This is a genomic window from Embleya sp. AB8 (genome assembly GCF_049739465.1).
Lineage (GTDB): Bacteria > Actinomycetota > Actinomycetes > Streptomycetales > Streptomycetaceae > Embleya.
The window spans coordinates 28549-41737 of the sequence record NZ_JBMHHY010000041.1; the positions used below are offsets into that span (position 1 = coordinate 28549).

At 72.6% G+C, this 13189-nt stretch carries 10 protein-coding genes; 3 read left to right on the forward strand and 7 right to left on the reverse strand.

Annotated elements, in window-relative coordinates; genetic code table 11:
• The first annotated feature begins 4 nt into the window (after positions 1–4).
• From ABIA38_RS41055 to ABIA38_RS41065, 3 genes are read left to right on the forward strand one after another with little or no spacing between them, the layout of a single operon-like run.
• The gene (locus ABIA38_RS41055) at positions 5–880 is read left to right on the forward strand and encodes a branched-chain amino acid ABC transporter permease (protein WP_424644098.1); all 876 of its coding nucleotides are present in this window, start codon (positions 5–7) and stop codon (positions 878–880) included.
• Positions 877–2745: an ATP-binding cassette domain-containing protein gene (locus ABIA38_RS41060; protein ID WP_424644099.1), complete on the forward strand. Its 1869-nt coding sequence runs from the start codon at positions 877–879 to the stop codon at positions 2743–2745. Before ABIA38_RS41055 ends, ABIA38_RS41060 begins: the two co-directional genes overlap by 4 nt.
• A gap of 3 nt (positions 2746–2748) precedes the next feature.
• Complete coding sequence (locus ABIA38_RS41065) at positions 2749–3456, forward strand: ABC transporter ATP-binding protein (protein ID WP_424644100.1); 708 nt, start codon at positions 2749–2751, stop codon at positions 3454–3456.
• Positions 3457–3614: 158 nt separating this feature from the next.
• Here ABIA38_RS41065 and ABIA38_RS41070 read toward each other — a convergent pair whose 3' ends face one another.
• The 7 genes from ABIA38_RS41070 to ABIA38_RS41100 all read right to left on the reverse strand — a co-directional run bounded on the left by ABIA38_RS41070 (position 3615) and on the right by ABIA38_RS41100 (position 12791).
• Positions 3615–4331 carry an FHA domain-containing protein gene (locus ABIA38_RS41070; RefSeq protein WP_424644101.1) on the reverse strand — a complete coding sequence of 239 codons (717 nt, stop codon included), beginning with the start codon at positions 4329–4331 and terminating at the stop codon, positions 3615–3617.
• A gap of 73 nt (positions 4332–4404) precedes the next feature.
• Positions 4405–5703 carry a VWA domain-containing protein gene (locus ABIA38_RS41075; RefSeq protein WP_424644102.1) on the reverse strand — a complete coding sequence of 433 codons (1299 nt, stop codon included), beginning with the start codon at positions 5701–5703 and terminating at the stop codon, positions 4405–4407.
• 24 nt (positions 5704–5727) lie between these two features.
• Positions 5728–6990 (reverse strand): PP2C family protein-serine/threonine phosphatase, encoded by a 1263-nt coding sequence (locus tag ABIA38_RS41080; RefSeq protein WP_424644103.1) that lies wholly within the window; start codon positions 6988–6990, stop codon positions 5728–5730.
• Positions 6981–9254: a tetratricopeptide repeat protein gene (locus ABIA38_RS41085; protein WP_424644104.1), complete on the reverse strand. Its 2274-nt coding sequence runs from the start codon at positions 9252–9254 to the stop codon at positions 6981–6983. Before ABIA38_RS41085 ends, ABIA38_RS41080 begins: the two co-directional genes overlap by 10 nt.
• Positions 9251–10525: a hypothetical protein gene (locus tag ABIA38_RS41090; RefSeq protein WP_424644105.1), complete on the reverse strand. Its 1275-nt coding sequence runs from the start codon at positions 10523–10525 to the stop codon at positions 9251–9253. The genes ABIA38_RS41085 and ABIA38_RS41090 overlap by 4 nt, the downstream gene beginning before the upstream one ends.
• Positions 10522–11520 (reverse strand): glutamate ABC transporter substrate-binding protein, encoded by a 999-nt coding sequence (locus tag ABIA38_RS41095; RefSeq protein ID WP_424644106.1) that lies wholly within the window; start codon positions 11518–11520, stop codon positions 10522–10524. The genes ABIA38_RS41090 and ABIA38_RS41095 overlap by 4 nt, the downstream gene beginning before the upstream one ends.
• Complete coding sequence (locus ABIA38_RS41100) at positions 11517–12791, reverse strand: hypothetical protein (protein WP_424644107.1); 1275 nt, start codon at positions 12789–12791, stop codon at positions 11517–11519. The genes ABIA38_RS41095 and ABIA38_RS41100 overlap by 4 nt, the downstream gene beginning before the upstream one ends.
• Positions 12792–13189: the final 398 nt, after the last annotated feature.

Below are 13189 nucleotides of genomic sequence, written 5' to 3' on the forward strand. Positions count from 1 at the left end.
TGCCGTGGGCTGGTTCGACGACAATTTCATCCCGGCCGTGGACGGTGTGGCCTACGGGCTGCTGCTGTTCGTCGTGGCCGCGGGCCTGACTCTGGCCTTCGGCTCGGGCGGAGTCCTCAACCTGGCGCACGGCACGCTCTACGCGTTCGCCGCCTACACCGCGACCGAGGTCGCCGACGGGTCCTGGGTGGGCCTGGCGCTCGCGGTCCTCGCGGGCATCGCGGCGGGCGCGGCCGGTGGTGGGGTGCTCGCGGTGTTGACCGCGCCGATCGCCGGCCGAGGACACCTGGCGCAGGCGATGTTGACCTTCGGGGTGGCCCTGGTCGGCGGCGATCTGCTGATGACCGTGTTCGGCAAGAACGACCCGCAGGTCTCGGTGCCCGGTGCGCTGGAGAAGCCGGTGTCGCTGCTCGGCCACAACTACCCGGGCTACCGGCTCGCGTTCATCGTGGTGGCGATCGTGCTCGGCGTCGGCGGCTGGTACCTGATGGCCCGCACCCGCATCGGCGCGGCGGTGCGCGCGTCGGTGGACGACCCCGAGATGCTCGCGGCCGGCGGCATCTCGCCGGCCCGGGTGCGCTCGGGTGTCCTGATCGCCGCCGGCGCGCTGGCCGGCCTCGCGGGCGGCCTGGGCGCGCCGATCATCGGCCCGTCCACGTCGGTCGCCAACACCGTGTTGTTGCAGTCCCTGCTTGTCGTGGTGATCGGCGGCCTCGGCTCGGTCGGCGGCGCGCTGCTCGCCGCGATCCTGGTCGGCGAGGTACAGACCCTCGGGGTCGTGCTGATGCCCGACTTCGCGCCGTATCTGATGTACGCCACGATGGCCGTGATGCTGATCCTGCGCACCGCGCGGTTCGGCCCGACGGGGAGCCGAGTATGACCACCCTCGCCCTGCGCGCGCGCACCGCCGCCCTGCGCGCCCGCACCGCGCTGCGCTCGCCGCGCGCGATCCTGGCGGGTCGCATCCTGGCCGTCGCCGCGATCGTGTGGTTGTTCGCGGCGCCCTACCTGGTCGGCCTGTTCACCGTCATCCTGCTGTCCCAGGCGTTGTCCCTGGGCCTGCTCGCGGCCAGCGTCGCGGTGCTCGGCGGCGGCGCCGGGCTGCCCTCGCTCGGGCAGGTCGCACCGTACGCGGTCGGCGGCTACACGGCGGCGATCCTGGCCGATCACGGCATGCGGATCGGCCTCGTGCACACCCTGGTCGCGGCCGCCGCCGGCGCCCTGTTCAACGCGGTCGTGTCACCGATCGTGGTCCGCACGCGCGGCGTCACGGTCTTGATGATCACGCTGGCGATCGGCGAACTGGTGCGCACCGCCGCGGAGAAGTGGAAGTCGGTCACCGGCGGCACCGACGGCAAGTCCGGCGTCCCGCCGATCGAGCCGTTCTGGGGCATGGGCGATCTCGCCGACGACGTGGACACCTACTGGTACGTGCTGATCACCACCCTGGTGGTGCTCGCGCTGACCGCCCTGGTGTTGCGCTCGCCGTCCGGTCTGCTGCTCGACGGGACGCGCGAGAACGAGACCCGGATGCGGGCGACCGGACATCCGGTGACCCGCTATCTGACCGTCACCTACATCGGCGTGGGGGCGATCGCGGGCGTCGCGGGCGCGCTGCTGATCGCGGTGCAGCGCTACATCTCGCCCGCGCACATCGGCTTCGACACGTCCTCCCTCGTGCTGCTCGCGGTGGTGATCGGCGGCGGCGCGTCGCTGGTCGGCGCGATGATCGGCGCGGCGCTGATCGTGTTCACCCGGGACTGGCTCTCCGGCCCCTGGCCCGGGCACGGGCCACTGCTGCTCGGCGTGTTGTTCCTGATCGCGGTGTACACGCTGCCCAACGGGCTCGCCGGCGTGGTCGCGGGCGGTCCGCGCGCCGCGTGGCGCGGGCTCGGGCGGGTGCTGCGACCGGACGAAGGAGCCGGGGCGAAGCCGGCCGGGACGAAGTCGGCCACGCCGACGCAAGCGCCCGCCGCCGATCCGGAGGCGCTGCTCACCATCACCGGGCTGACCCGCCGCTACGGCGCGCTCGCGGCGGTGGACGGGCTCGACCTGACCGTGCGGCACGGCGCCCGGCACGCGCTGCTCGGGCCCAACGGCGCGGGCAAGTCGACCGTGCTCGGGATGATCGCCGGGGCGACCCCGGTGACCTCGGGCAACATCGTCTTCGCCGGGCGCGACATCACCCATCTGGCGCCCGCCCGGCGCTCCCGGCTCGGCATCGCGCGCGCGTTCCAACAGCCCGCGGTGGTGCCGTCGTTGTCCGTCCTGGACAACGTGACGCTGGCCGCCTGGCGGCATGCCCGAGTCCGCGGCACCGCCTGGCGCCCGGCCCGCTATCGGGCTCTCGCGGGCGAGGCCTCGGCGCACCTGGAGACGGTCGGGCTGACCGACCGGGCCGACGAGATCGCCGGCGAACTCTCGCACGGGTCGCGGCGGTTGCTGGACATCGCGATGGCCCTCGCGGGACATCCCGAGCTGCTGCTCCTGGACGAGCCGGCCGCGGGGCTGACCGACACCGACATCGAGCGGCTGGCCGTCGTACTGAAGGCGCTGCCGGCCGAGGTGACCATGGTCCTGGTCGAACACAACTTCGCGCTGGTGCGCGAGGTCACCGACACCGTGACGGTGTTGGCGTCCGGGCAACTGCTTGCCACCGGTACGCCGGACGAGATCGCGGCGAACCAGGCGGTACGCGACACGTATCTGGGCGCGTCCGAGCCCGAGCACCAGGAAGTGGGCTGAATCGTGCTGGAGATCGGCGAACTGACGGCGGGTTACCAGGGCGGCTCGGTGCTGCACGGGGTCGACCTGAGCGTCCCCGAGGGCACCGTACACGCGCTCCTGGGCGCCAACGGGGCGGGCAAGACCACCCTGATCCACACCGTCGCGGGCCTGCTCAGGCCCGCCGGCGGCCGGGTGGTGCTGGCCGGGAAGGACCTGGCCGGGCGCCCGGCGCACCGCGTCTCGCACGCGGGCATCGGTCTGGTCCCGCAGGGCCGGCGGGTGTTCGCGAGCCTGACCGTGGCCGAGCACCTGCGCCTGGCCCACCGCAAACACGCCGCCTGGACACCGGCTCGGATCCTGGAGCTGCTCCCCCGGCTGGGCGAGCGAGCGGGCAACCGAGGGTCCCAACTCTCCGGCGGCGAGCAGCAGATGCTCGCCATCGCCCGAGCCCTGCTCGGCGGCCCACGCCTGGTCCTGCTCGACGAGCCCACCGAGGGCCTGTCCCCGGTGATCGCCGAACAGATCCGTACCCTGATCACCACCCTCGCCGACGAGGGCCTGACCATCCTGGTCGCCGCCCCCCAACTGGGCTTCGTCCAGGGCATCGCGGACCATTTGACGGTGCTGTCCACGGGTCGGGTAACCGCCCGACTGACCGCAGCCGAAGCCAAGGCCGACCCGACCCCCATCCTGACGGCACTGGCCCCGGGGGTGGCCACTGCGGCGTAGGGGGCGGCCATGGGCGTGGGCACTGACGCGCCCGGGCCGCGGGGCCGGATCGGGCCGCCCCGCAGCCTCTAAAGCCGCAGCCATCGGGATGAACGCAACGGGTGGAGCGGGCGGGTACACCCTCCCGAGCCAAGTGCAACGCAACCGCGCCCGGTCGGCTACCCGTCGACCCGGCGGATTTCCAGCGTCGTCCACGCGCCGACGTGGACTCGGTCGCCGTCCTTGAGGTGTACCGGGTCCCGGCCGACCCGGTCGTAGCCGGAGTTGATCGTGGTGCCGTTGGCCGAGCCCAGGTCCATCACCTCCCAGGTGCCGTCACCGCAGCGCAGCAACATCGCGTGCCTGCGGGAGACACCCGGGTCGCCGATCGGGATCTCCGGCGGCGCCGAGGTGGTGCTGGAGTTGCGCCGGCCGACGCGCATCGACTCGCCGGTCAACTCCAGCGTCCACGGCTCCTGTTCGTGCGGGAAGCGCATGTTCTGCGCATCCGGGCCGTCCCATTCCAGGACGCGCAGGAAGTAGTCGTGGTCGGGGATCACCCGCGCCGTCCACGACGTACGGGTGTCCGATTCGGGCGGCAACGTACCAATGATCGGGTCGTGCTCGACGATCTTGGGCTCGACCTCGGGCGGTCCGCCGACCGGCCCCCCCGGCTGGGGGTTCTCGTGTCCGCAGCCCTCGCAGAACTGGTCGTCCGCCGTGTACTCGGTCGCGCAGAACCGGCAGATCAGTACCTCCCCGAGCGGCGGCGCCCCCGTCGGGTCCGACCCGACGAGGCCGTCGGGCGGCGGATCTCCCGCGCCGGGCATCGTGCGCCCGCACTCGTCGCAATAGTCCGCGGCGGTGGACTGGTGACCGACCGGACAGATCTGCATGAGCGGACCTCCTTCCTCTCCCGTACCCAACCCGACGCCTGCCTCGCACGAACTCCCCGGTCCCGGCCCGGACTCAGCCCTCGGTGCGCGGTCCCACCCGGGCGGTCTTGTGCGACTCGACGTCGATGATCATCATGCCCTCGTCGTCGTTGCGCAGTCGGCTGGTGCCGTCCGCCTCGACCTCCACCACCCGGCGGAGCAACTTCGCGGTGTGCTCGTCGCCTGCCTCGTCGGCGAGCCGCAGGGCACTGACCAGCCGCGCGGTCGCGGTGGTCTCGTCGCCGTCCTTGCGGGCCTGGAGGCCCTCCTGGACCGCGTTGGCCAGCTTCTCCCGGCCGGTGACCTTGGCCACCTCGCCGTTGATCCGGGTGGAGAGTTCCTCGTCGTCGGTCCACTGCGCGAACACACCGGCCTTGGCCAGTTCCAGGCCGCCCGCACCGTCCGGAAGCACCACCGAGATCTGACACGGGCGGCGCCGGCCGCCCGGGTTGACCTCGTCCGGCTCGACCTCCAGGCATACGTGGTAGTGCTTGCTCTCGCCGCCCCACGAGCCGGTCGGGTAGTCCCCCACGTTCGGTCCGACGTCGGTGCGCCGGGCGGTGAGGTCGTCGATCACCGGGTATGTCTGCTTGACGTACTTCACCCGGGCGTTGCTGATGGTGCGCACCCGAAGGGCCACGTCGGCCACCGACTTGCCCATCGCGTTCTCCATCATCGTGGTGAAGTCGGCGACCAGGTCGGCCGGTTCGCTGACCAGGCCGATGTCGCCGAGCAACGCGGTGGAGATCTTGCGTACCTCCTCCACCCGCCAGTCCAGGCCGATACCGCGACAGTCGCAGACGAACATGCCCTCGCAGTAGGCGATCGCCTCGGTCAGGTCCTGCTCGCGCTCGCTCTCGTTCTTGCCGTCGGTGAGCAGGATCGCGTGCCGGATCGCGTCCCGGTGCGGTTCCAGCAGCCGGCGGGCCATCAGCAACCACTGCCCCATCGCGGTACCGCCGCGCGCGCGGAGCTTGTCCACCTCACGCTTGGCCTCCTTGCGGGTGCGCTCGTCGGCCGGGACCAGGCTCTCCCCGAACGGGTACACCATCGACGCCATGCCGGTCCCGGCGACCACCGCGAACAACGTGCCGTCGCGCAGCGTGTCGATCGCGGCCTTGGTGGCCTGCTTGGCGGCCTTGAGCTTGGTGGAGGGGAAGTCCATCGAGCCCGAGCTGTCGACCATGATCACCTCGGCGCCCCGGGCACCCGACGGCACGCCGGTGGGCGGCCCGGACGCCTTGATGTGGGCGACGGCGTGGACCTCGTGGCCGCCCATCGGCAGATAGGCGTTCTGGTTGATCTCGATGGTGAATTCGGGGGCGCCTGACATGAATCCGACTCCTTCGGGTCCGGGTCAATCGTGGTCGGGTCCGCGCACCGGATCCCCGGGCGGGTGGTACGGGATCAGTGCGACGGTGATGTTGTCCGCCCCGCCGTGGTCGAGCGCGAAGCCGGTCAGCCGGCGCGCGGCGGCCAACGGCTGGTCCAACGCGTCCGGTAGCACCATCGCGGCCAACGTCGGCGCGACCGAGAGGTAGTTCCACAACCCGTCGCTGCACAGCAGCAGGACACCGGGTCCGGACGGACGCAGGCTGGTCACCCTGGGCCGTACCTCCCCCGCGTCGGCGCCCAGCCAGGACACGATCGCGTGCGCGCGCCGGTCCGCGTACGCCTCGGCCTCGCTCATCGCGCCGAGCGCGATCATCCGGGTCGCCCACGAGTCGTCCTCGGTCAGCAGCGCGGAGGGGGTGCGCCGGATCTCGGCCGGGTCGTCGTCGGGCCCGTACGGCTCGCCCGCCGCCCCACGTGGCAGCGTGCTCGTACCGGGCAGCGTGTCGTCGCCGTCGGCCGGATCGTCCGCCCCGCTGTCCGGATCGGCCAGCCAGTAGGCGCGGCTGTCGCCGACCCAGCCCACGGTGATCTCGCCGGGCGTCATGATCGCCGAGACCAGCGTGCAGGCGGGCGCGTTGCCCTCGTCCTCGGCGCCGGGCATCCGGGCCACCGCGCTGGCCGCGGCGGCGACCCCGGCGCTGGTCGCCTTGGCCGGCCCGCAACCCTCGACCAGGGTGGCCGCCATCGTCGCGCACGCGGTCTCCGCCGCGGTCGCGGACGCCTCGTCGGGGCGCGGCGAGGAGGACACCCCGTCGCACACCACCGCCACCACGTGGTCGCTGCCGTCGGGCATGCGCAACACGCGCAGCGCCGCGGAGTCCTCGTTGCGGCGGTGTCGCAGGCCCCGGTTGCTGACCATCGCGACCAACCCCAGGTCGCTCTCCACGTGATCGCGCGGATTGAACGGCCGCCCGCACGCCTCGCACCAGCCGTCCGAGCCGATCGTCGCGGTGCCGCACGCCGAGCACACCGGGCCGTGCCCGCTGGGGGTCACCACGCGCCTCGGCGGCGGGCGTTCGGCCACCGGCGGTACCGGGATGTCCAGGTCGTAGCCACAGGACTCGCACCACCGATCGTCGGCGTCGCCGGGGAGACCGCACGACGGACACGCTCCGGGGACGGCCGTCGCGGGCACCTCGGGCGGGGCGGTCCCGCCCCCGTCCGGGGCGCCCCCGGGCCCGGTCGCGTCCAGTCGTCCATATCCAGCCACTCTGATCACACCCACGTCCACGGTCGTACCTCGTTCGCCCGGTCGACGAGCACGATGCGCTCCGCATGCGTCGTCACGTGCCGGGCCAGATCGCGGTAACACTTTTCCAGGGCGAACCGCAGAGGCTTTTCCTTCAACTCGCTCCCGAGCACCTTCGCGGTTCCACCCGCGTCGCCGGTGCCCGAATTCCCACCCTTCGCGCCCGCCTTCACCCATTCCAACGCCGTCTCCAACAGCTCGACGGCCAGCCGGTCGTGCGCCTCGCCCTCGAGCCGCAGCGCGACCAGCCGATCCGACCCGGCGATCAGGTCCGGGCCCAGTTCCTCGGCCGCGGCCCGGCCGCCGATCCGGGTGCGCAACGCCGCGGTCTGCGCCGCGACATGGTTGGCCGAGGTGTCCGGCACGCTCTCCAGGGTGCGCACCGCGCCCGACCGGTCGCCGCCCACCAGCAGGCAGCGGGCCAGTCCGAAGGCCGCCGAGACGTAGGCGTGGTCGGTCGCCCAGACGCCGCGATACTCGGCGGCGGCCTCGAGATGGCGGCCCATCAGTTCGCGGGTGGCGCCCAGTGCGAGCCGCGGCGCGGGCTCGCCGGGCAGCGCCGCGCGTACCCCGTCGAAGCACTCGTGGGCGCGCGGCAGATCCCGATCGGACAGCGCGGCCAGGCCCTCGAACCAGGGCAGTCGCCAGTCGTCGGCGTCGATGTCGGCCAGGAACGCGCGGGCGCGCACCACGTCGCCCTGCTCGATGCACATCCGCACCAGGCGCAGGGTGCCCTCGGCCGAGGAGATGCCGGCCGCGGCGAGCGCGGCGAGCAGTTCGTCGGGGTCGGTGGTGGCGACCGTGGCCAGCAGGTTCGCGGCCGGGTCGGCGGCGTCCACCTTCGGCACCGGCAACGCGCCCGCGATCACCGCGGGATCGGGCGCGGGCGCGAGCAGCCCGGGCTCGGTGTTGCGCGCGGCCACCTCCGTGTGCACCACCCGGGTCTCCGGACCGAACAGGCCGGACACCCCCGGCCGCGGCTCGCCGGTGCGCAGTGCGACCACCTCGCGCAGCACCGCCTGGCACTGCTCGGCCATGTCCGCGGCCGAGGCGAAACGTTGGTCCGGGTCGGGGTGGGTGGCCCGGAGCAGCAGCCGGTGGTAGGACTCGAACTCGGCAAACAGCGGCACCTCGGCCACCGGCGGCAGCGCGGCCTTGTACTTGCGGGTGTAGCCGGCGAAGTAGAAGCTGAGCACCGCCATCGTGCGACCGACGGTGAACAGGTCGGATTCCACCGACGGTTCGGCCCGCACGGTCTCGATCTCCGGCGCCTGGTAGCCGACCGTGCCGTAGGTGAACCGGCCCGGCCGGGCCTGGTCGGTGACCGCGCCGAGGTCGATCAGCTTGAGCTGGTCCTCGGTCTGGATCACGTTGTCCGGTTTGAAGTCGCAGTAGACCAGGTTCTGTTGGTGCAGGTAGCCGAACGCGGGCAGGATGTCGATCGCGTAGGCGAGCACCTGCTCGACCGGCAGTACGGCCTTGGCGTCGCTCTCGCGCAGCGACTTGAGCCGGTCCATCAGCGACAGGCCGCCGACGTACTCCATCACCAGGTAGGTCTCGTCCTGGCCGGTGAGCGGGTCCGGGTGGGTGACCACGGTCTGGATGTGCACGATGTTGGGGTGCTGGATCTGGGTGAGCACGCGCTGTTCGGCGAGCGCCGCGTCGCGCGAGTCGGCGTCGTCGCTGCCGAGCAGGCCCTTGAGCACGACCCACATGTTGTGCGCGGCGGTGTCCTGGGCGAGGTAGACCCAGCCGAAGCCGCCGCGGGCCAGGCAGCCGATGATTCGATACTGGCCGACCAGGGCGTCGCGTTCGAGCTTGGGCGCGAACGAGAACGGCGTGCGATCGCGCGGGCAGAACCCGTTGGCCACGCCGGGCCGGCCGTTGCGCCCGCGCCCGACCGGCTGCTCGCACTTGCGGCAGAAACGCCGCTCCTCGGGGACCACCGGATCGAGCGCAAGCGCGGTCTCCGGGTCGCGGCGCGGCACGGTGGGCATCTCCACCAGACCGCCGCCCAGGCGCCGGGCGGTGGCGGTGCGGCCGGAGCGGCGCGAACTGCGCCCGGAGACGCTGCGCGCGGACGAGGAACCCGCGGTGCCCGCGGTGCCCGAGACGCCGGACGTCCCGATCCGCGCGGGTTCGGCCACGGTCGCGCCGGCGCCCAGCGGTTCCTGCCCGCACTCCGTGCAATATCCGTCGTCGATCTCGCCCTGGCAACGTGGGCGATTGCACTTGGTCATCCCTGTTCCCCCTCGTCGTCCGGACGATCATCGTCGAGCGCGGCGATCACCGCGCTCTGATAGCGGATCACCACCCGTACCGCCACTTCGAGTTCACACGGTGCTCGCCACAACATCTCCTTGGCGCCGCTGTACAACGATTCCAGGACCGGGTCCTCGCCGCGTCCGCCGCGCGCGGCCATCGCCCGGTAGGACTGCAGCAGGCCGCGCAGTTCGTCGCGCCGGGCCAGCGGCGCGTCGATGTGTCCGCGGGTCGCGGCGAGCCGGTCGCGGGCGCCGAGCACGTCGTTCTCCAGCGCGCTCAGCTCGCGCGAGACGCGCACCCAGTCGCCGCGCCCGCCGAGCCCGGTCACCGTGCCCATCCGTTCGCGCAGCGACGCCGCCCGCAACGGCACCTCCGGGACCCGTTTGTCGCTGATCCGGGTCTGTACGTGCGCCCGGCGCCGGATCGTGTCGCCCTCCTGGTAGTCCAGTTCGTCGAGCATCGCGGTCAGCCGCCCGACCCGCTCCTGGAAGCGACCCCGGACGACGGTCAAATGCCGTACGGCATCCGCGACTTGACGCAGCTCCGCATCCAGGTCGGCGACATCCACGGTGCCGATGCGCCGATCATCGCCGGAGCCGAGCGCGAGCGGATCGCTCGCCACCAGGGTACGGGCCGCCTCCAGTCGGCGACGGATCCCGGCCAGCGCCTCGGCCTGCTCCGGCACCGCGTCCAAACCGCCGAGCCGGCCGATCCCGGCCTCGGCCTCGGTGATCCCCGCGTCCACCCGGTCCAGCGTCGGCACCAGGCGCGTCCACACCGCGTCGGCGGCCTCGACGACCGCGGTCACCTCGCGCCAGGCCGGCGCCATGTCCTCGATCAGTTCGGCCAGGCTGAGCCGGCGTACGTGCAGCGCCGGGTCGGTCAGGCCGCGCTGTCCGATCGGCACGTCGCGCGCGGCCAGTTCGGCGGATCGGCCGAGCAGCAGGAAGGACAGCTCCTCCAGCTCCGGGCGCAGCGGCCGGCCCCGGCGGGCGCGCAGTTCGCGGGCCCGGTCCAGGACCGCGCCGTATGCCTCGCGGTGGCCCCACAGCAGGGTGATCGCCCGTCGGCCGGTCTCCCACTGTTCGGCGGTGCGGCCGATCAGCGTGCCGCCGTCGAGCAGTTGCCGGCCCGGATGGCTCTCCAGTTCCATCAGGCCGGCGGTGACGCCGTCGTACTCGCTTTCATGACGGACCATCAGTTCGTCGATCTCGTCGCGGCCGAGCACGCGGGGGGCTCGGTTCACGGACTGTCCCGATAGCGGGCGGCGGGCGGTTCGGGGGTGGTGTCGCCCAACGACTTGCCGAGGTATTGGTCGTAGAGCTCCTTCCACCGGCCGTTGTGCCGCAGTTGTTCGAGTACCGCGTTGACGAACCGGACGAAGTCGGCGCGGTCCTTGGCGATCGCCATGCCGTAGGGCTCGTAGGTGAGCTTGTCGCCGACCACGACGGTGAAGATCCGGTCCTGGGCCTGGAGGCCGGCCAGGATCGTGTCGTCGGTGGTGACCGCGTCCGCCCGGCCCTGCTGGAGCAGTACCAGGCAGCCCGCCCAGGTGTCCCCCTCGACCACGCTCACCTGGGGCGCCCGGGCGCTCAGCAGGGCGATCGAGGTGGATCCGGGCACCGAGCACACCCGCATGCCGCGCGGCAGCGCGGCGAGGCCGCCGCGGTAGTCGGCGCGGTCGGCGACGCCGTCCTTTTGCACGAGCAGCCGCTGGCCGGCCTCGAAGTAGACGGAGGAGAAGTCCACTTTCGTCCGGCGTTCGCAGTTGATCGTCATGGTCTCGGCGACGATGTCCACGTCGCCGCGCTCGACGGCGGCGGCGCGGTCGTTGTTGGTCACCACCCGGAAGTGGATGCGGTTGGGCTCGGCGTCGCCGAAGATCGCCTTGGCCACCTCGCGCAGCAGGTCCGTGTCGAAGCCGCGCAGCGTGTTGGTCGTGGGGTCGACGAAGCCGAACGGGAAGCTGCTCTGGTCGATGCCGGCGATCAGGAAGCCGCGCTTGCGCAGGGTGTCCATGGTGCTGCCGGCGGGCAGTTCGGTGGGCGCGGGCAGGGTGCCGGGCGGGCGCAGGCTCGCGGTGACGTTCGGGCAGGACGGGTCCGGCCCGGGGGCGCTCGGTACGGCGGCCGGGGGCCGCTCGATCGGCCGGGCGCCGCGTTCGGCCGCGCCGGCCCCGCAGCCGGCGACGGTCAGCACGAGCGCGCAGGCCAGGGTGGACCAGGCGGTGCGGGTGGTCATGGTCGGTTGTACCTCCCCACCTCGCGCCGGACACCGTCCACGATTGCCGCGGCGGCGATCAGGGCCAGCACGCCCAGGGCGATGTCGAGGCTGTTCAACGCGCCCCGGCCGTCGCCCACGGCCCGGCGGAAGTGGCCCTGGTCTTCGCTGATCGCCGCCTCGAGGGCCTGGTCGATCCGGGTGAAGGCGACCCGCGCGGCGCCGTCGGCCTTGGTCACCCGGGCGACGGCCTGCTCGAACTGGCCGCTCTCGTAGAGCGAGGTCACCTCCTCGTGCGCCTTCTTCCAGTCGGCGGTGGCGGCCTGCGCGGCCCGGACCTTGGCCACCGTGGTCGGATCGCCGCGGGTGACCCGCTCGGCCTTGGGCAGGATGCCGGCCAATTGGCCCCACATGTCCTGGAAGTGCTTCTCGTAGGTGCCGTTGTCGCTGCCGCGCATGACCAGGGTCAGGCTCTCGTCGCCGCGCGCCTTCAGGCTCAGGATGCGGGCCTGGGCGAGGGTTTCGACCGGTCCCCAGCCGTCGCTGCGGCTGCGGTCGAGGTCGCCGCGCGAGGTGTCGGCGGCGATCCACAACCACCCGATGGACACCAGGGTGGCGAGCCCGGCGATCAGCAGCCCGATGTTGATCCGCCGGTGGGTGCGCCGGGCGAAGTACCACAGCGCGCCGCCGCAGGAGGCCAGGCTCACCAGGAGCAGGGTCAGCGGGACCCACGGGGTCGAGGTGGCGTCGCGGTGGTCGGCGGCCAGCCGCTTCTCGGCCATGTCGTGCAGCGAGGTGGCGGCGGGCAGGATCTTGGCCCGCATCACGTTCTGGGAGGCGGAGCGCAGATAGGCGGCGCCGACCGTGTTGCCCTGCCGGGTCTCCGCGCGGGCCCGCTCGACCAGGCGCGCGTATTCGGGCAGTTGCACGCCGATCACCCGAAGTTGCTCGGCGACGTCGCCGGTCGCGCCGGCGGCGGTGGCGTCGATCAGGGTGCGCGAGGCGGAGTCGATGGAGCGCTGGTAGTTCTCGCGCACGGCGGCCGATTCGACGCCGCCTTCGAGCAGGCCGGCCGCGGCGGTCGCGTCGGCGTCGGCGAGGGCTCGATAGATCTCCTGGGTCTTGAGGCCCAGCGGTTCGCTGCCCTGGGCCACCGCCTTGGCCGCGTCGGCGCGCTGGGTCACCGCGAACACCGCGAACAATCCGGACAGCAGGCTGATCAATACCAGCGCGACGCCGATCACCAGCATGCGCCCCGGGGTGGTGCCGCCGACTCGAATCAGCCGGCGCACGGATATGCGACGCGGTAGGAACACCCTGGCCGAACGGCCGGTGCCCGGCGCGGGCACTCCCGGACCCGGTGCTTGCGAAATCGGAACGGCTGCCGCCAACGCCCTGCCTCCCCCACTGTCGCGTGTGCCCCTTGCCGGTCGACCCGACACCACGGCCGCGCCGACCGTCGACCGCCGAGGTGCCGGTGAACGAGGTACCTCGAAGTTATCGCGAGCCGGTTGCGGCTCCCGATGGTCTTCCCTCGTTCTGCCCGCAAGACCCCCTCAGGGCCAGGACATTACCGCTGCCGAGGGCGATGCCGGCCGGCACACCGGGGCCGGCCCGGTGCCGGCCGTGCCGGCGGCGTGTGCGCGTGCTGCCGGCGGGTGCGGCGAGGCTGATTCCGACGCACGACGAG